Source organism: Lysinibacillus sp. FSL M8-0216 (assembly GCF_038595555.1).
Classification (GTDB): Bacteria; Bacillota; Bacilli; order Bacillales_A; family Planococcaceae; genus Lysinibacillus; species Lysinibacillus fusiformis.
This window is the reverse complement of record NZ_CP152007.1, coordinates 3,601,531-3,620,442: the sequence shown is the minus strand read 5'-3', so window position 1 is coordinate 3,620,442 and position 18,912 is coordinate 3,601,531. Positions and strand designations below refer to the sequence as shown.

23 protein-coding genes are annotated in these 18,912 nt (G+C 37.0%); 18 read left to right on the top strand and 5 right to left on the bottom strand.

The window, feature by feature from the left end; all coding sequences use genetic code 11:
- Window positions 1–15: 15 nt before the first annotated feature.
- The 4 genes from infC (at window position 16) to MKX57_RS17910 (ending at window position 1,562) form a co-directional block, all read left to right on the top strand.
- Window positions 16–519 (top strand): translation initiation factor IF-3, encoded by a 504-nt coding sequence (infC, locus tag MKX57_RS17925; protein ID WP_025114499.1) that lies wholly within the window; start codon window positions 16–18, stop codon window positions 517–519.
- Window positions 520–550: 31 nt separating this feature from the next.
- Complete coding sequence (rpmI, locus tag MKX57_RS17920) at window positions 551–751, top strand: 50S ribosomal protein L35 (RefSeq protein ID WP_004226312.1); 201 nt, start codon at window positions 551–553, stop codon at window positions 749–751.
- Between the two features lie 55 nt (window positions 752–806).
- On the top strand, window positions 807–1,166 hold the full coding sequence (gene rplT / locus MKX57_RS17915; protein WP_004226314.1) for a 50S ribosomal protein L20: 360 nt from the start codon (window positions 807–809) through the stop codon (window positions 1,164–1,166).
- A gap of 132 nt (window positions 1,167–1,298) precedes the next feature.
- Window positions 1,299–1,562 carry a DUF1294 domain-containing protein gene (locus tag MKX57_RS17910; protein ID WP_008179262.1) on the top strand — a complete coding sequence of 88 codons (264 nt, stop codon included), beginning with the start codon at window positions 1,299–1,301 and terminating at the stop codon, window positions 1,560–1,562.
- A gap of 27 nt (window positions 1,563–1,589) precedes the next feature.
- On the opposite strand, the gene MKX57_RS17905 is transcribed toward MKX57_RS17910, so the two are convergent.
- A complete protein-coding gene (locus tag MKX57_RS17905; RefSeq protein WP_008179260.1) occupies window positions 1,590–1,982 on the bottom strand; it encodes a hypothetical protein in 393 nt (130 codons plus the stop codon).
- Window positions 1,983–2,087: 105 nt separating this feature from the next.
- Here MKX57_RS17905 and MKX57_RS17900 point away from each other — a divergent pair, with 105 nt between their 5' ends.
- From MKX57_RS17900 to MKX57_RS17845, 12 genes are all read left to right on the top strand, one after another.
- Window positions 2,088–2,573 (top strand): dUTP diphosphatase, encoded by a 486-nt coding sequence (locus tag MKX57_RS17900; RefSeq protein WP_090002320.1) that lies wholly within the window; start codon window positions 2,088–2,090, stop codon window positions 2,571–2,573.
- 97 nt (window positions 2,574–2,670) lie between these two features.
- Window positions 2,671–3,759 carry a M42 family metallopeptidase gene (locus tag MKX57_RS17895; protein ID WP_008179256.1) on the top strand — a complete coding sequence of 363 codons (1,089 nt, stop codon included), beginning with the start codon at window positions 2,671–2,673 and terminating at the stop codon, window positions 3,757–3,759.
- Between the two features lie 214 nt (window positions 3,760–3,973).
- Window positions 3,974–5,485 carry a thiol-activated cytolysin family protein gene (locus tag MKX57_RS17890; protein WP_089985715.1) on the top strand — a complete coding sequence of 504 codons (1,512 nt, stop codon included), beginning with the start codon at window positions 3,974–3,976 and terminating at the stop codon, window positions 5,483–5,485.
- Between the two features lie 313 nt (window positions 5,486–5,798).
- Entirely contained in the window at window positions 5,799–6,764 is a 966-nt protein-coding gene (gene argF / locus MKX57_RS17885; RefSeq protein ID WP_043990574.1) for an ornithine carbamoyltransferase, read from the top strand.
- 304 nt (window positions 6,765–7,068) lie between these two features.
- Window positions 7,069–7,965, top strand: a complete 897-nt coding sequence (locus tag MKX57_RS17880) for a LysR family transcriptional regulator (RefSeq protein ID WP_008179249.1) — start codon at window positions 7,069–7,071, stop codon at window positions 7,963–7,965.
- A 185-nt stretch (window positions 7,966–8,150) separates the two neighbouring features.
- Window positions 8,151–9,479: an LLM class flavin-dependent oxidoreductase gene (locus tag MKX57_RS17875; protein ID WP_043990573.1), complete on the top strand. Its 1,329-nt coding sequence runs from the start codon at window positions 8,151–8,153 to the stop codon at window positions 9,477–9,479.
- Window positions 9,480–9,525: 46 nt separating this feature from the next.
- Complete coding sequence (locus MKX57_RS17870; RefSeq protein WP_342550509.1) at window positions 9,526–10,539, top strand: LLM class flavin-dependent oxidoreductase; 1,014 nt, start codon at window positions 9,526–9,528, stop codon at window positions 10,537–10,539.
- 12 nt (window positions 10,540–10,551) lie between these two features.
- Window positions 10,552–10,830 (top strand): glutaredoxin family protein, encoded by a 279-nt coding sequence (locus tag MKX57_RS17865; protein ID WP_342550508.1) that lies wholly within the window; start codon window positions 10,552–10,554, stop codon window positions 10,828–10,830.
- 19 nt (window positions 10,831–10,849) lie between these two features.
- The gene (locus tag MKX57_RS17860; RefSeq protein WP_096365018.1) at window positions 10,850–11,674 is read left to right on the top strand and encodes a transporter substrate-binding domain-containing protein; all 825 of its coding nucleotides are present in this window, start codon (window positions 10,850–10,852) and stop codon (window positions 11,672–11,674) included.
- A 24-nt stretch (window positions 11,675–11,698) separates the two neighbouring features.
- A complete protein-coding gene (locus MKX57_RS17855) occupies window positions 11,699–12,403 on the top strand; it encodes an amino acid ABC transporter permease (protein ID WP_342550507.1) in 705 nt (234 codons plus the stop codon).
- A gap of 11 nt (window positions 12,404–12,414) precedes the next feature.
- Window positions 12,415–13,122, top strand: coding sequence for an amino acid ABC transporter permease (locus tag MKX57_RS17850; protein ID WP_090002312.1), 708 nt, complete (start codon window positions 12,415–12,417; stop codon window positions 13,120–13,122).
- Window positions 13,123–13,139: 17 nt separating this feature from the next.
- On the top strand, window positions 13,140–13,652 hold the full coding sequence (locus tag MKX57_RS17845; RefSeq protein WP_025114512.1) for a GNAT family N-acetyltransferase: 513 nt from the start codon (window positions 13,140–13,142) through the stop codon (window positions 13,650–13,652).
- A gap of 40 nt (window positions 13,653–13,692) precedes the next feature.
- On the opposite strand, the gene MKX57_RS17840 is transcribed toward MKX57_RS17845, so the two are convergent.
- Together MKX57_RS17840 and sspI are read right to left on the bottom strand one after the other, a co-directional pair.
- Window positions 13,693–15,072 carry an FAD-linked oxidase C-terminal domain-containing protein gene (locus MKX57_RS17840; RefSeq protein WP_089985721.1) on the bottom strand — a complete coding sequence of 460 codons (1,380 nt, stop codon included), beginning with the start codon at window positions 15,070–15,072 and terminating at the stop codon, window positions 13,693–13,695.
- A 78-nt stretch (window positions 15,073–15,150) separates the two neighbouring features.
- A complete protein-coding gene (gene sspI / locus MKX57_RS17835) occupies window positions 15,151–15,360 on the bottom strand; it encodes a small acid-soluble spore protein SspI (RefSeq protein ID WP_008179231.1) in 210 nt (69 codons plus the stop codon).
- A gap of 188 nt (window positions 15,361–15,548) precedes the next feature.
- On the opposite strand from sspI, the gene MKX57_RS17830 reads away from it, so the two are divergent.
- Together MKX57_RS17830 and MKX57_RS17825 are read left to right on the top strand one after the other, a co-directional pair.
- Window positions 15,549–16,139 carry a sigma-70 family RNA polymerase sigma factor gene (locus MKX57_RS17830; RefSeq protein ID WP_170844094.1) on the top strand — a complete coding sequence of 197 codons (591 nt, stop codon included), beginning with the start codon at window positions 15,549–15,551 and terminating at the stop codon, window positions 16,137–16,139.
- A gap of 190 nt (window positions 16,140–16,329) precedes the next feature.
- A complete protein-coding gene (locus MKX57_RS17825; RefSeq protein WP_258955056.1) occupies window positions 16,330–18,480 on the top strand; it encodes an EAL domain-containing protein in 2,151 nt (716 codons plus the stop codon).
- 50 nt (window positions 18,481–18,530) lie between these two features.
- On the opposite strand, the gene MKX57_RS17820 is transcribed toward MKX57_RS17825, so the two are convergent.
- Both MKX57_RS17820 and MKX57_RS17815 read right to left on the bottom strand, forming a co-directional pair.
- Window positions 18,531–18,722, bottom strand: a complete 192-nt coding sequence (locus tag MKX57_RS17820) for an H-type small acid-soluble spore protein (protein ID WP_089985723.1) — start codon at window positions 18,720–18,722, stop codon at window positions 18,531–18,533.
- Between the two features lie 12 nt (window positions 18,723–18,734).
- Window positions 18,735–18,902, bottom strand: a complete 168-nt coding sequence (locus tag MKX57_RS17815) for a YfhD family protein (protein ID WP_107922400.1) — start codon at window positions 18,900–18,902, stop codon at window positions 18,735–18,737.
- Window positions 18,903–18,912 lie beyond the last annotated feature (10 nt).

Here is an 18,912-nt window from a genome sequence, read left to right as displayed (position 1 = left end):
ACTATTAGCAAAGACATGTATGTAAACGAAGGCATTCGCGCACGTGAACTTCGATTAATCGATCACAATGGTGACCAGCTTGGTGTAAAGACACGTAATGAAGCGCTAGAAATCGCCACTCGTGTAAACTTGGATCTTGTCCTTGTGGCCCCTCAAGCCAAGCCGCCAGTCGCTCGTATCATGGACTATGGTAAATTTAAGTTTGAACAGCAAAAGAAAGACCGTGAAATTCGTAAAAATCAAAAGGTCATCGTAATGAAAGAGGTTCGTCTGAGCCCATCAATCGATGAACATGATTTCCAAACGAAGTTACGTAATGCGATTAAATTCCTTGAAAAAGGCGATAAAGTAAAATGTAGCCTACGTTTCAAAGGTCGTGCGATTACACACAAAGATATTGGTCAACGTGTGTTAGATCGTTTTGCTGAAGCTTGTGCTGAAGTATCAACGGTAGAACAAAAACCGAAGATGGAAGGCCGAAGCATGTTCTTAGTTCTTCAACCAAAGAACGAGAAATAATATTAGACGAACAGTTTAGGAGGAATTCGACATGCCAAAAATGAAAACTCACCGTGGAGCTGCGAAACGTTTCAAAAAAACGGGTTCAGGTAAATTAAAATATGACCGTGCTTATGGAAGCCACTTATTCGCTAACAAATCTACGAAACAAAAACGTCACCTACGTAAAGCAAACATCGTTTCATCTGGTGACTTCAAACGCATCAAATCTTTACTTGTTTACATGAAATAATTGACTACAAAAATACTAACATTCATTTTTTAATGAAAAGCAGGAGGTAATTCATATGCCACGCGTAAAAGGCGGAACAGTGACGCGCAAACGTCGTAAAAAAGTATTAAAATTAGCTAAAGGTTACTATGGTTCAAAACATACATTATATAAAGTTGCCAACCAAGCAGTAATGAAGTCAGGTCAATATGCATACCGTGACCGTCGTCAGAAAAAACGTGATTTCCGTAAATTATGGATCACTCGTATTAACGCAGCTGCTCGTATGAACGGTCTTTCTTACAGCCGTTTAATGCACGGTTTAAAAGTTGCTGGTATCGAAGTTAACCGTAAAATGTTAGCTGACCTTGCGGTAACTGATGCTGCTGCATTCACTCAATTAGCAGACGCTGCTAAAAAAGCTGTAGCTAAATAATATTTGACCCAGTTAAATATTATTTCTCCACCGAAAGCGGATGCGACAGGTGTAAAAAAGGCTGATGGATTTTTCCATCAGTCTTTTTTGTGTTAGATTAATAATATACGTTTGTTAATAAAGGAGTAGAGAATGGGACAAGCATTATTAGCTTATATGAGTATTATATCGATGGTGTTACTCATTTTAATGGGTATGGACAAATCACGTGCTAAAAAGCATGAATGGCGTATTGCAGAGCGTACTTTGTTTACACTAGCCATCGTAGGAGGGGCAGTAGGCGGAGTGCTTGGCATGTATTTATTCCGTCATAAAACACGCCATAATAGTTTTGCATTTGGATTTCCTCTACTTGCAGCCATCCAAATATTTATTATCGTACAGCTTTGGATATAAATGAAAACATTCTAAAACACATCCTCATCAAGAGGATGTGTTACGCATAAGCTGTTCAATGGGCTGCTTCCAATTGATTTTCGCACTTGGATAATTCAATAGAATTTCTTGCTGTAAATATTCAAAGTCGCCTTTTGTAAAGCCCTGCAATGTTGCAGTATCACGTGCACCAACAAAAATAGTGACAACCTCGAAGGCATCCTCAGTGGTGCCTAAGTATTTTTCGCCTTCAAAAAGAGCACCCTTATAGGAAATAAAGAAATTTTTCCGGACGTTTTTAACGTCATCATAAAAGTAATATTGGCCTTTTTCATAGGCTTCATCAAGTTTGCGTTTAGGATCAGTTATATAACGAATCGCTTTATAAAATACATAAATAATAAGCGCAATTACAGCAAGTCGAATAAGTAACGGCAACATGTTTAAATTTCCCCCTTGAAGAAAGGTTATTCTTTCCTATACGATTAGGGAGGTCAAATAGTTTCACTTTTATTTAAATATTTTTTAGAAATTTAGGAGAAAAAAATGAATATACAACAATTGTTTATGATGCAAAAAGAGCTGGATGATTTTATTGAGCAAACTCAAAATATTCAGCAAGATGTATTTCAAGAAAAAGGACTAGCATTAATGGTAGAGCTAGCTGAGCTAGCCAATGAAACGCGCTGCTTTAAATTTTGGAGCACAAAAGGGCCATCAGCACGAGAAGTCATTTTAGAAGAATATGTGGATTCTATTCATTTTATCCTTTCCTTAGGCTTATTAAAGAACTATACAACAATCGAAAAGTGGCCAGTGATAGAAGAACAGAGACATTTAACAGCAACATTTTTAGAGACACAAGGTGCTATTTTAGCATTTATCCAACAACCGACAAAGGATCGATATCTAGCAATTTGGCAATGCTATGGTTTACTTGCGTACAATCTTGGTTTTACCTTCGAAGATGTAGTTCGTGCGTATATTGAAAAAAACGAGGAAAATTATAATCGTCAACGGACAGGATATTAAATAATTAAGAAATACACCAATTTTCAGACGATTAAGCTAGGAATATTTCGGTAAACGAAGTATAATAAAATAGATACAAGACGTAGGAGGCAAAAGGATGACACAACTAGATCCAACATTACAAATGTTTAAAGATTTAACAGATGCAAATGGTATTGCAGGCAATGAACGTGCACCACGTGAGGTCATGAAAAAATATATTGCACCATATGCAGATACTGTAGAAACAGATAACTTAGGTAGTGTAATTGCTAAAAAAGTAGGCGATGAAAACGGTCCTAAAATCGTCGTGGCAGGACATTTAGATGAAGTAGGCTTTATGGTTACACAAATTGATGACAAAGGCTTTATCAAATTCCAAACAGTTGGTGGCTGGTGGAGCCAAGTTATGCTAGCACAGCGCGTTACAATTACGACACGTAAAGGCGATGAAGTAATTGGGGTTATCGGTTCAAAACCACCTCATATTTTACCTGCTGATGTGCGCAATAAAGTAGTAGACATTAAAGATATGTTTATTGATATTGGTGCCGCTTCTAAAGATGAAGTGCTTGAGTGGGGCGTACGTCCTGGCGATATGGTAACACCATATTTCGAATTTAATGTGATGAAAAATGAAAAATATCTATTAGCAAAAGCTTGGGATAATCGCATTGGTTGTGCCATTGCTATTGATGTAATGAAAGCTTTACAAAATGAAAAACATCCTAATATTCTTTATTCAGTAGGAAATGTGCAAGAAGAAGTTGGACTTCGTGGAGCTAAAACGGCAACACATAAAATCCAACCGGATATTGGATTTGCAGTTGATGTAGGTGTAGCGGGAGATACTCCAGGAGTAACAGCTAAAGAATCAACTAGTAAAATGGGTGCAGGCCCTCAAATCGTTGTGTATGATGCATCTATGGTATCACACCGTGGCTTACGTGAATTCGTATTAGACGTAGCGGACGAGAACAATATTCCATACCAGTTTGAAGCAATGGCTGGCGGTGGTACAGATGCTGGCTCTATCCACGTAACAGCAAATGGCGTACCAGCATTATCCATCGGTATTGCGACACGCTACATTCATTCACATGCAGGTATCCTACATCGTGATGATTATGATAATGCCGTAAAATTAATGGTGGAAGTCATTAAAAAATTAGATCGAGATGCAGTCAATAAAATTACATTCGATTAATTGAATGGAAAAAAACTAAATAGAATTACATGCGGTTTGCCTTCTAACTAAAATGTTAGGAGGCTTTTTTTATTAAAAAAGGAATCGCAACGATTTAACATAATAGTTATGAATATTAATCATAAGTACATGTTATGAGCACGATGAAAATGAAACGAAAATACTATATTTAAAAATTATTTTTATATGGTATAATTTCCTATAAAAGGAGTGGATTTATTTGGGAATTCGAAAAACAATCAAGTTTTTACTATGTTTATCTATTAGTTTATGCCTTCTAACTTATCCAAGTATTTCATTAGCTGAAACACTTGATACTAATAGTTCTAGTGATATTGATACGGGTATAGCAAACTTGAATTACAACAACAGGGAAATATTAGCAGTGAATGGTGACAGGGTTGATAGCTTTGTTCCTAAAGAAGGAGTTAGCTCAAATGATAAATTTATAGTGGTGGAGCGTAACAAGAAATCACTGACAACCTCACCAGTGGATATATCAATTATTGATTCTATGGCGAATCGAACATATCCAGGAGCATTACAACTTGCCAACCAAGCTTTTGTAGACAATCAACCTAGCTTATTGGTGGCTAAAAGAAAACCATTAAATATTAGCATTGATTTACCTGGTATGAAAAGGGAAAATACTTTGACTGTGGATAATCCGACATATGGAAATGTATCTGGTGCAGTGGATGAGTTAGTGTCTACTTGGAGTGAGAAGTATTCCACAACACATACTTTGCCTGCAAGACTACAATATTCAGAATCTATGGTTTATAGCAAATCTCAAATAGCAAGCGCTTTGAATGTAAACGCTCAAGTTCTCGACAATTCGCTGGGGATTGACTTTAATGCGATTGCGAATGGAGAGAAAAAAGTGATGGTTGCGGCATACAAACAGATTTTTTATACCGTAAGTGCTGAATTGCCTAACAATCCATCAGACCTTTTCGATGATAGCGTTAATTTTGCAGAGTTAACTCGTAAAGGAGTAAACAATGATGCCCCTCCTGTTATGGTGTCGAATGTAGCCTATGGGAGAACCATTTATGTGAAATTAGAAACAAGCTCAAAGAGTAAGGATGTACAAGCTGCTTTTAAAGCATTACTGAAGAATGCTAATACGAATGTAGAAACTAGTGCACAATACAAGGATATTTTTGAGGAAAGTTCCTTTACGGCTGTAGTATTAGGCGGAGATTCACAAAAGCATAATCAAATTGTCTCAAAGGACTTTAATGATATTAGAGAAGTAATTAAAGATAATGGAGAATTTAGTCTTAAAAATCCAGGCTATCCAATCTCATATACAAGTGTTTTCTTAAAGGATCATTCAATTGCTGCTGTTCATAATAATACAGATTATATCGAGACGACAGCTACGGAATATTCTAAAGGAAAGATCATCCTCGATCATTATGGTGCATACGTTGCTCAATTTGAAGTAGCTTGGGACGAATTCTCATATGATGAAAATGGAAATGAAGTATTAACCCATAAAACTTGGGATGGCAATTGGAAGGACAAAACCGCTCATTTCTCTACAGTCATACCGCTTCCGGCTAATTCAAAAAATATAAGAATTTATGCAAGAGAATGTACAGGTCTTGCATGGGAATGGTGGAGAACGGTTATTGATGAATATAATGTTCCAATGTCTAATGAAATCAAAGTCTCCATTGGAGGAACTACATTATACCCAACAGGTAGTATCGAGTAAGTAGCAATATATAAAGGTAATGACATGTATAAAGAAATTTTACCTCCTAACAAATTATTGTTAGGAGGTTTTTAACGTTTTCAAATTCTTTCAATAACTGCTCTCCCTTTTCTTTCTTTATTCTTAACCCCTTTCTTTCAGTGAATTTCTACAAAGAATTCAATCGTAGAAATGGTTGATATGAATAAATATTCAAATTGACGAATTTTTGTCACATTTAATATTTCCTTAATAAAATTATAAAAATTCATTTGATTTTATATTTATGCATGTTATACTGATTTCAACAGCAATGATACAAGGAGCGAAGGCCATGAAATTACTCGAAGAAGTACAGCTAAAGTTAGTTTCTAGTTTAAAAGGAAAAGACCTATTAACTTTGCTAGACTATACAAGTCAAGAAGTTGCAGAACTTATTGAATTAGCAACACAGCTTAAAATGATTACCAAAGAGGGGAAATGCCCAAGATTATTAGAAGGCAAAACACTTGGTATGATTTTTGAAAAACATTCAACGCGTACTCGTATTTCATTTGAAGTCGGTATGAATCAGCTAGGTGGAAAAAGTATGTTTATGCATGCGCGTGATTTACAAATAGGTCGTGGTGAATCCATTTACGATACAGCACATGTCTTATCAGGCTATTTGGATGGCATTATGATCCGAGCAAATTCCCATGCAATGGTGAGGGAACTAGCAGAGCATGCAACTATTCCTGTTATCAATGGATTAACAGATATTTATCATCCATGCCAAGCTTTAGCGGATTTAGAAACAATTGCAGAGAACAAAGGTTTTTTAAAGGGGCTTAAAATTGCCTATGTGGGAGATGGCAACAACGTAGCACATTCTTTAATAGTTGCTTCAGCACATGTTGGGATGAATGTAGCTGTGGCGACACCAGCGGGCTATGAATGTGATGCGGAAGTTATCGCTAAAGCACAAGCAATTGCCGCGGCAAATGGCAGCACGATTCTGGTGACACATGACCCTGTGGAAGCGGTATTAAATGCAGATGTTGTTTATGCAGATGTTTGGACATCAATGGGGCAAGAGGAAGAAGCAGCAAAACGTTTGCAAGATTTTGCAGATTACCAAATTAATGATGAGCTTGTAGCGTATGCAAAACCGAACTACATGTTTCTGCACTGCTTGCCAGCACATCGTGAGGAAGAAGTGGCAACATCTGTTATTGATGGCCCTAATTCTTATATTTTTGAGCAAGCTGAGAACCGACTTCATGCACAGAAAGCAGTTCTTGCATCGATTCTAGCGTAAAATGTGACCTTTATTTTCGGGGTTAGAAGTACAATAAATAGAGTTTACATGGGCAACAGAGGGTGCCTATGTGAATAACATACAGTGGCTGACAGACAGAGGGATGTTCACCACGCGCGATGCTTGTTGTCAAGATGGATGGCTACATCGCTACATAGTTAAGTAACCTGGGAGACGCTGGGTTACTTTTTTCTTTTGTATCGAGGGGTATAGGACTAAAAACTAAGTTTTCCTATAAAATATAGAGAATATAAAGAATTATTTATATAATAGAGTAACTAAGGAGTGAAGGGATGGAATTCACATGAATATAGATCATATCGAGGCTTTTTTATATGTTGTCCATTATAAGAGTACGCATAAGGCAGCCAGCGCCTTGTTTCTTTCTCAACCGACTGTGACTGCACGCATCAAATCATTGGAGCGGGAGCTAGGGGTTGAGTTATTTTATCGAGAGGGACGAAGTGTAACCTTATCAGATAAAGGCAAAGATTTCTTACCTTTTGCGACTCAAATCGTACAAACATTTCAGCAAGGAAAGAAGCAATTGGAAAAGACACAGGAAACAGATGATGTATGTATTGGTGCAAATGGCGTAACAGCCCAATATTTTTTAGCGTATGCGTTGCCTAAATGGAAAGAACAATTTCCTAATTTACGTTTTCAATTGGTGACAGGTTCAACAGCTACTCTATTAGAGAAATTAGAGAGTCACCAAATTCATGTAGCTTTTATTCAGTATGTGCACAGAGAAGGGATATTCAACGAGTTATTATTAGATAATGCGGTGAAGCTTGTGAAGCATTGTGAACACCCATTACCACAATATGAATGCATCGAAGCGAAAGAATTGGCACAACAGAAGCTGGTGTTTTTTGAGTGTGGAGCGTTTGATTGGAATTATGTGCATAAAATGTTCGACATAAAGGGTGTAGCAGCCAATATAGAGGTTCGAACCGACCATTTAGAGGTCGCTAAGGCTTTCATTCGCACAAAAAACTATATTAGCTTTTTACCACAGCTTTGTGTCAAAAATGAACTTGAAAGCGGCGAATTTATTGAAGTAGATATCAAGCATTTACTGGATATGAATCAACATATCTTCCTAACTTATAAAAATAAAGATGCATTGACTTCAGCTTTTTGGGAGACAATCTGTCATACAGCGAAGGATTTTGAAAGGGTACAAATGGTGGAGTGATAAAATTTTTTATATAAACGCTAAATTTTTTCTATTACTGAACCTATTGCAAATTGTCTGAATGAACTGTAATATCATTCTCAATCCAAATTTATTTATGAGTGATCGTAAATAAATATTTTTTTAACACTAAAACATACTTAACCACTATGTTTAGTAAAAAATAAAAATGAGGAGGAATGGATATGGCTAGACAAGACAAAATTCGTTTTGGAGCAATTATTCACGGGGTAGGTGGTAATATTTCAAGTTGGCGTCATCCCAAGGTAGCGAGCAATCAAAGTGTCAACCTACCTTTTTATATTCAACAGGCACAAAAGGCAGAGGAAGGGAAATTTGATGTTGCTTTTATTGCGGATGGCTTATTTATTAATGATAAATCGATTCCTCATTTTTTAAATCGTTTTGAGCCTATTACGATATTATCAGCATTGGCTGTAGCAACTAACAATATTGGGTTAGTTGGAACGGTATCGACTTCCTATAGCGAACCATTCACAGTGGCACGCCAGTTTGCTTCTTTAGATCATATTAGTGCAGGGCGTGCAGGCTGGAATGTTGTCACTACTCCTTTAGAAAGTACTGCTTTGAACTACAATAAAACGATTGAACAACATCCTAGTCATGCAGAACGCTATCAAATCGCTGAAGAATATTTAGAGGTTGTCAAAGGTTTATGGGATTCATGGGAAGATGATGCCTTTATCGCAGATGCCGAAAACGACCAATTTTTTGATCCAGAAAAATTGCACACGCTACATCATAAAGGGCAGTATTTTTCAGTCCAAGGTCCACTTAATATTGGACGAACAAAGCAAGGTCAGCCAGTTATATTCCAGGCTGGGGCATCTGATGCCGGGATTCGGTTGGCTGCCAAGGATGCAGATGCCATTTTTACACATGGAGCATCTATTGAAGAATCTCAAAAATTTTATAAAAGAGTAAAAGCAGAGATTGCAGCATTTGAGCGAAATCCAGATGAGGTAAAGATTTTTCCAGGTATTTCCCCAATCATTGGCGATACAGTTGAGGAAGCAGAGGCAAAATACCAGGAAATTGTTGAATTAGTTTCCATTGACCGTGCTTTGGCTTATCTTGGACGTTATTTTGATCATCATGATTTTACACAATATGATGTGGACGCACTGTTTCCTGAGCTAGGTGATATTGGAGCAAATAGCTTTAGAAGTACGACTGATTATATTAAAAGCTATGCTAAGCAGGAGGGACTTACATTACGTCAAGTCGCTTTACGTGAGGCGACTCCTAAAACAGCATTTTTTGGAACGGCAGAGCAGGTGGCAGATCTTGTACAGGAATGGTTTGAGCAGGAGGCCGCAGATGGCTTCATAATCGGTGTAACGGTACCAGGTGCCTTAGAAGATTTTGTTGATAAAGTAGTACCGATATTACAAGCTAGAGGACTTTATCGAGAAGACTATGAAGCAGATACATTGCGTGGGAATTTAGGTTTGCCATTTAAAGAAAGCCGATACATCAAACAGTCTGTCTGAAAACCTAGTAAATTTATTTGAATAAGTGAAATTAAGGAGGCTGTGTATGAGTTATACATTAGGCATATTAGATCAAAGTCCAATTATTGATGGAGCTACAAATGAGCAAACCTTACAAAAAACCGTCGCATTTGCACAGAAAGCGGAGCAGTTAGGCTACTCACGTTTTTGGGTATCGGAGCATCATCATACGGATGCACTAGCAGGGTCATCTCCAGAAGTATTAGTATCCTATTTACTTGCAAAAACCGCGTCTATTCGCATTGGGTCTGGTGGAGTCATGCTTCAGCATTACAGTCCATACAAAGTAGCTGAAAACTTTCATGTTCTTGCATCATTAGAGCCGGGGCGTGTTGATTTAGGCATTGGGAAGGCACCAGGTGGTTTACCGCTTTCTACAAAAGCTTTACAATATGGCACGCTCAATCAAGGAGAGGACTTTGAGGAGAGACTAACATTTTTACAGCAATTAATTGAACAAAATGTACCTACGAATCATGATCTTCATGGCGTGCAAGCAACACCCATTCCAAAAATAAAGCCGGCTCTATTCTTATTAGGGGCAAGTCCGCAAAGTGCAGAACTTGCAGGGAGACTTGGTATTGCATTTGTCTTTGCCCGATTTATTAATAGCGACAATGAATTATTGGCACAGTCGTCTAGTATTTATCGTGAACATCATCCAAATGGTCACTTTGCTGTCTCGATTGCAGCCGTTGCAGCACCGACAAATAAAGAGGCAAAAGGCTTGATAGAAGACCAAAAAATTACAAAAGTTCATTTAGCAAGCGGTAGGACATTGACTTTACAATCAGTAGAGCTAGCAGAAAAATTTGGGCAGGAATCTGGAGAGGCATATACGGTCAAACAATATGATGCGGATATTGTTTATGGGTCGCCAAAAGAAATTAAAGATCTACTAGATCATTTTCACGTGCAATATCAAATAGATGAATTCATTTTGCACACGCCTGTACGAAAGGAATTTGAACGGCAACGCTCCTTTGAGCTTTTAAGTCCTATTCATTTAAAGCTACAGCAACAAGTAACGGTAAGCTAAGGAGGAAAATTAATGACAGTGACAAGAGATATCATTGTTTGGTCGAAGCAGGGATGTAGCTATTGTGATGATATAAAAGCGTATTTACATGAACAGCATATTCCTTATAAAACAGTCGATGTAACTAATAATGATACATTTAGAGACATTCTTGACTTAAAATATGGCGTTTGTTATGTGCCGATTGTGGAAATTGGCTCGAGTGAAAGTGGTGTCTATAGAGCCATAACAGAAATTGGATTAGAGCATGTAAAGAATGCACTTGCCGTGGGCTTACCCTCACATATATAGAAGAAGGAGAGGGAAATATATGAAAAAAATATTGTTTTTGCTGTTACTTTTACTGATGACGCTATTAACAGCATGTGCGAGTTCAGAAAAATCGGACGGAGGTTCAAATGAACAAAAAACAGCACAAGGTGGGAAAGATGTCCAAAAAATTATTGTCGGTACAGGTACACAATTTCCAAATATTTGTTTTATAGATGAAAAAGGAAACTTAACTGGCTATGATGTAGAACTAGTTCGAGCAATCGATGAAAAGCTACCTGAATATGAATTCGAATTGAAAACAATGGAATTTTCAAATTTATTACTAAGTTTAGAAACAAGAAAAATAGATTTTATTGCCCATCAAATGGAAGTTAATAGTGAACGAGAAGAAAAATTTTTATTTAATAAAGAACCCTATAACGTTTTCCCATTAAAGGTGACCGTTAATGAAAAGAATAATGAGATTCAATCTATTGAAGATTTGAAAGGAAAGAATGTGAGCGTTTCGCCAACAAGTAACTCCGCTGTCTTTATTGAAAAATATAATAAGGACCATCATTTAGGCGCAAATATTGTTTATTCTTCAGGTTCAGTCGATGTGAATAATCAACTGGCAAGTGGCCGTATTGATGCCATTATTACGACACCCTTTGCGGTGAAATACTATAACGAAAGCAATGAGGCACAGCAAAAGGTCGTTGGGGATGCATTATTAAATTCGAAGGTTTATTTCTTATTAAATAAGGATGAAGTGAAGTTACAAGAGCGTCTAGATGAGGCCATTGTTGAGCTAAAGAAAGAGGGAGTGATTAGCGATCTAAGTAAGAAATGGTTAGGAGATGATTACACAGTAGACTTCTAACAATCAGGAAAGGAAGAAAGAAGTATGGATAATAATTTTGATTTCGTACTTATTGCGAAAGTACTTCCGACATTGCTTCAGTATTTACCAGTAACAGCTGAAATACTAGTGTTCTCCATACTTTTTGGTATGGTGCTTGGAATTATGCTAGCTATACCAAAGCTTCTAAACGTAGCGGGATTAAAGCAACTTATTACAATTTATATTTCATTTATTCGTGGCACACCCATTTTAGTGCAGTTGTTTTTAGTATTTTATGGTGTACCAGCACTCCTCAAGCTCATTCATATTGATGTTACTCGAATGGATGCGATGTATTTTGTCATTATTACGTATACTTTGAGCAATGCGGCAGCCTTTGCTGAAATATTTCGTGCAGCTATATTAACTGTTGACCGCGGGCAAATGGAGTCAGCCTATTGTGTGGGATTAAGCGGTCCTCAGGCTTTTCTGCGAATTGTTTTCCCACAAGCAATCCGCGTTGCTTTTCCAAATATAGCGAACACAATGATTAGTTCGTTAAAAGATACATCACTCGCTTTTTCCATAGGTGTAATGGATATGGTTGGGCGTGGAGAAGCTTTAATCGCGTCCACAACTCGGGCATTTGAAATATATGTGGCATTATCGATCGTTTACTTTGCGATTGTCATAATTCTTGAAAAAATATTCAAATTCAATGAACGTTATTTCAACCGCTATATGCCAAAAGAAGTTGCCACTCATTAGGGGGAAGTACTATGACCATTGATATTGCATTTGTGTTGGTGGCTTTACGAGAAATTAGTAGAGTAATACCGCTAACTCTATTCATGACATTTACACCTGTTTTATTAGGTATTGTAATAGGAATACTTATAGCCTTTGTGCGGATAAAACAAATAATATTTTTGACACCCTTCTTAAATTTTTATGTTTCCTTTTTCAGAGGCACACCTATTATAATGCATATCATGCTTGTTTATTTTGGATTACCCATGCTAGTCGATGTTGTGTCCAATATTTTCCACTTATCATTTCAATCCAGCTCCATTCCAATATTATTTTTTGTCATACTTGCACTAACATTCAGTGCAGGTGCTTATGCATCGGAAATTATTCGTTCTGGTATTTTAAGTGTACCGAAAGGGCAATTGGAAGCGGCGTATGCAATAGGTTTAACCTTTACACAAGCAATGCGACGTTATATTTTACCCCAAGCATTTGGTAAGTCCATTCCTAACTTTACGAATGTCTTTATTGGTTTTTTACATGCTACATCATTAGCCTTTTTTCTGTCGATTAAAGAATTGACAGGAGTGGCGAACATTGTTGCTTCTGTGAACTTGAAGTTTTTAGAGGCTTTCATTGCGGTTGGTATCATTTATTGGGGGATTTCAATTATTACAGAATGGATCTCACATCGTATTGAAAAAAGAGTAACGGCCTATAGTAAAAGTGGCCTATAGTAGAAAGGGGTTAATATATGACAATAGCGGAAATTGTTATTGAACATTTACAAGAGGAAGATTATGCAAATTATCTTGAGGTTTTAGTAGAAAGCTATGGGCAATATGAAAAGGATTATAAGGACCCAGAGAACTGGGCTTCGTATTTAAATGATATTCGAGCATCCGTTGGCAATCCAAACGCCGAAACGATACTAGTTGCAAAGCGAGGGGATGAGATTTTAGGAGGACTACAATTATTTACCGATGCGGAGAAAGCATATGGGCTGCCTGAGCTTAATATTCAATCGACCATCGTGCGTTTATTGGGGGTCCATCCAAAAGGGAGAGGGCAGGGAGTGGCCAAGAAATTATTACAGGAAAGCTTTTCCTTTGCAAGAAAGAGACAGGATCAAGCCCTATATTTGCATTCAGGAGATATTATGCAGGCTGCCATTAATCTTTATTTATCATTAGGTTTTGTAAGAGACGAGTCGAAGGAATTTTATAAGGGAGATATATTAGTAAAGAGCTTCCGTTATGATTTATAAATAAAAACCGCTGATTATTGGAATCAGCGGTTTCTTATGGCTAGAGGGAGAAAATTTTCCCTGGATTCATGATGTTAAGGGGGTCAAGTGCTATCTTAATACTTTTCATGACAGCAAGGGAGCTACCGTGTTCAGTTGCCTGATATCTCATCTTGCCAATTCCAACACCGTGTTCTCCTGTACATGTGCCTCCACGAAGTAGAGCATATTGAACGATGTGCTCGTTGAAGCGATCGGCTTTTGCCTGCTCCTCCGCATCATCGGGATTTAACATTAACAGCGCATGGAAGTTACCGTCTCCTACATGCCCGACAATTCCTCCTGCTAGTCCAACAGTATTTAGTTGCTCCCTAGCATATAAAATAGTTTCTGCAAGCATGGAAATAGGAACACAAACATCTGTCGACATAAGCTTTTTACCAGGATGAGCATGCATATAAGCATAGGCCAATGAATGGCGTGCTTCCCAAAGCTTATTACGTCCAGCATTATCGTGTTCAAACTCAACAGATAGGCAATGAAAGTCCTCAAAAATTTCTGTAGCAAATGCTATGTCTGCATGCATACCTGCTTCATTTCCATGGAACTCTAAAAAGAGTGTCGGCTTATCGCTAAAGACAGTGTCATTATAAATATTGGCTTGTTGAATGGAGGCCTCATCGACCAATTCCACCCGACCAACTGATATTCCTGTTTGTAATAATGCTGTGACGGAACTGACAGCATCACCGACTGTATTAAAGACAGCCCGCCCTGCGGTCACAAATTCAGGTATTCCATATACTTTCAGTGTAAGTTCTGTAAAGCAACCAAGCGTACCTTCTGAGCCAACGAATAAACCGTTTAAATGATAGCCAGATGAGGACTTCGCTGCCAAATTTCCTGTATGGATGACAGAGCCGTCTGCCAGTACTACTTCTAAATCGCGAACTTGATCGCGCATCACACCGTAGCGAACCGCAGTAGTGCCACTAGCATTAGTAGCTGCCATACCACCTAGTGTGGCATCAGCACCTGGGTCCACTGTAAATTGTAGCCCATGCTTTTTTAATTCTTTATTCAATTGTGAACGTGTGACGCCTGGCTGTACTTTTACAAGAAGGTCTTCAGGTCTAACTTCTAAAATAGCATTCATTTCAGAGAAATCAATTGAAATACCATTTGCTATGGGAATTGCATTTCCTTCTAGGCTTGAGCCAACACCGAATGGTACAACTGGAACACGATGTGCATGCGCGACTTTTAAGATGGCACTGACATCAGCGGTGGAACGGGGAAAAACAACGATATCAGGTAAGCTCATCGCATGATGGGATTCATCCTTACCATGTAGCTGTCGTACCGTTTCGTTTGTTGACACTTGTTCTTCTAATAATACCTGTTTGAGTTGATTGATAATTAATTCTACTGCAACAGTCATTCCAATCCCTCCAAATTTTCTGATAAGTAAAACATTATCATGCATTTATTGGAAATGGAATGCATTGCTTATAAAAAATCAGTTTGCAAATGCTTTTTCTAACTTTTGAACGAATGCTTCCTGTTCAGTGGAGCTTGATTGCTTCCACCATTTTTCAAAAAATACCCCAAGTCCTGGCAGTAAATGCTCTTCTCCACGGCTAATGGCATCTTCAACAATGTCTTTAATTTCTGCTGCAGATTGACCGTGTACATTGGCTGTAATCGCATCTCTAATTTGAAAATTCATCTATTTCGCCTCCTTACTAGTAATTTGTCCAAGTATCGTTTTAATATGTACGAAATGCCAAAGAAAATATATCAAATTTACAAAAATAAGCTGTAATTATGATGAATACTGAGAGGAATTTGAACCATATTAAGCGATTAAATGATAAAAGTGAACATTCGATTTCGAGAAATATCCAGTTTAAGATAATGTCACCTAGGAATATTAGACTGTGCATAGTCGATAGGAAGAGACAAGTGACCCTTCGTAACAATCGAAAGCTCACAACTACCCAATCATTTGAGGAAGTCTTGGAAAGCGTGCAACCGATGATTAGCTCTATTCTTACAAGTTTGAGAATTTATAAAGATTATGATTATTATCGTCAAGTAGCGGCTATTGCTGTTTGGAAGGCGTGGCTAAAGGCAGATCCATCAAAAGGACAATTATCTGGTTATATTTATTCCGCAATAAAAGGAGAACTATTAAATGAATTAATAAAGGAAAAAAACTATGTAGAGAAAATAGCAATAGTGGATGATGAAACCCTTGATTTTCTTCGTAATGAGCTTGAGCGGGAGGAATATAACTATCCACAAAGTTCCAACTTTCTAGAAGGTTTGATGTGCCAGTTTAAACAGGTAGAAAGGAGCATTTTATACCTATATTATGTAGAAGATCTCAGTGATCAAGACATCGCTAATCTACTAGGTTTTTCAGTAGAAGCCAGTAAAAAAAGAAGGCAAAGAATCATTAAGAAGTTAAGAAATAAGGATTTTGAAGTGAGAAAAAAGCAATAATATATCAAAAGTATGCTAATATTGTAATAAAATGAATATTAGCATACTTCACTTGAATGCATACAAATTACGATAAAAGTGTTATGATTTGTAAGTAGTCAAAGAAAAATACAATTTTACATAAATTATTCAATTGTGATAGTTAAAAATACCTAGCGATTTTTTTACATAGTAGTATGGAGGGTTTGTGTTGGGCAAATGGTTTAATCAGATCGATAAAAAAGAGGTTTGGTACATGGTATTACCATTACTGCTGGTGATACCATTATTAAGTTTTAGCAATCAAATATACGGTGTTTTTCAAGGTGAAATTTATACAAATTTAAAATTGATTATACAAGTATTAATTATTGTATTTACGATGGCAATTGCCATACAATCGTATTTAGTTTTTTCCCACTTACTATCAAATCAAACTTTATACATAGGAAATGTGTTTTTTATTTTAGCATTACTTGAATTAGTCAGTTTATTTTTTAGCCATAATCATTCCATCAGATGGGCCTTTATGGAGGATACTTTACATATATTAATACGTTTTTACTTATCACTCGGCTTTTTATTCATTATTTTATACCCTAAAAAACAATTAACAATGAAGCATCGAATCCTTAGTTATAGTGGTTCTCTACTTTTTGTTATAGCAAGTATTCTCCTAGTATATATCTCACCAAAATTATTGCCAGTGCAATGGATAGATCATATTGATAATATCGTACACCTATTTTCTATTGTTCTTCAACTGATAACGATAAACATTATTAGTAGATTTTTGAAGAAAATGCCAAAGCGTTCCATGTGGCTCATCAGTGCAGCTATCTCGCTCATTGTAAGTGATACGTTTTTCATTATAAGCCAAGATACGCATGCGATATGGGATTTCTCCGCCCTTATCTATCAATTTTTAGCATTTTACTTTTTCCTAAAGGCTATTTATTATACATCTGTTGAAAAACCATTTCAACAACTTTTAAAAATAAAGAAGGATCTTGAACAATCACAACGGGAGCTACAATTCCAAGCCTATCATGACGATATTACACTATTACCAAATGAGCATTTATTACTTAAAACATTAAAAGAAAAATTACATGAAAATGGACATCAAAAGGCAGTCATTGCCATTGAAATTGATCGGTTTGCAGCCATTCGTTCTTCCATAGGGATTAGTCATTCTAATAAAATGATGAAGCTAGTGGCAGAACGTATACAAACGATCTTACCACCGCATTATTTTGCGACCAAACTACAAGAGGGCCAATTTGTCATTTATATTAATCATGTAAAGACAATTGAAGAGCTATTACAATTTTGTTTGAATTTAAAAAGTGCTATGAAAAAACCTTTACAGGTACAATTATTTTCGTTAAATGGCAATTTAAATATGGGAATAGCCTTACAGGAGGAAAAATGGACGGGTGAAGAGCTATTGATGCATTCCCAATTAGCGATGCGAGAGTCTAGACAAATACCACAAAGATTTCTTTTCTATAAGCCATACATGTCTAAAGGAATAGCAGAACGTATATTGTTAGAGCAAGATTTACATAATGCGTTAGCCAATAACGAATTTTATTTAGATTATCAACCACAGGTAAATTTAAAAAGTGGTGCGATTGAGTCAGTTGAAGCATTAGTGCGCTGGCAACATCCAAATCGAGGATTTGTGTCACCTGAAATATTTATTCCGATTGCAGAAGAATGTGGTCTCATTATTCCTCTTGGCAAATGGATATTAGAAACGGCCTGTCAGCAAGCGAAACAATGGGAAGAACAAGGATTACCTCCAATCAAAGTGGCTGTTAATCTTTCACTTGGACAATTATTTCAACAGGATTTAGTTGAAATGGTGGGTGAAATATTACAGCGTTCGAAATTAGATGCTCATTATTTGCAATTAGAAATTACGGAAAGTATGACAATGAATATTGATCAAATGACACAGCTTCTGCATGAATTAAAGGCGCTAGGTATTCAAATTGCAGTCGATGATTTTGGAACAGGATATTCATCTTTATCCTATTTAAAGGATTTTCCCATTGATTGTCTAAAAATTGACCGTACTTTTGTGAGAAATGTTCAACATAATCCAAATGATGAGGCTCTTGTGTCGATGATTATTTCGATGGCGAAGCATTTACGCTTGAAGGTTGTGGCGGAGGGCATCGAAGAGGTTGAGCAGCTGTCGTTTCTGATGGAAGGTGGATGTGATTATATTCAAGGTTATTTATTTAGTAGACCGATTTCACCTCAGCAAATTTCGGAAACCTTTCATGATTTGCACCACCATGTAGATGAAGTCTTAACGCAGCTTCAATATAAAGAACATTATAGTATGTAAAGTAATGCAAAGAACCTGCTTAGGTAAAAATGAAGCAGGTTCTTTCCTTTCTAGTGAACGAGATATTCTTCCTTAAGTTCGGATATATCCACATCTGAACTTTCCCCTAAAGAACGACGTAGGAGAACAGTCGCTGTTTTCTCATCAGCATGGATTTTATCGATCCAAACGGAAACGCCATTATAGCTCACTTCATATTCTAACGGTGAGGCGACAATTTCATGTGCACGTTGAAAATCCAACTGAAGCCCCCCTTATTTTTGCTTCTTATTGTGCTGTTTTTGCGTTACTGTATTTATCAGCTCCATGAACTCTTGAGAAAATTCCTCACTAATCTTATTAGGGGCGATTTTCTGGTTTTTTGGCGTTTGAGGTAATGAACCTTTATTGTTACTTTGACCTTGTTTATTGTCTCTTCCCATGTGAGTTGCT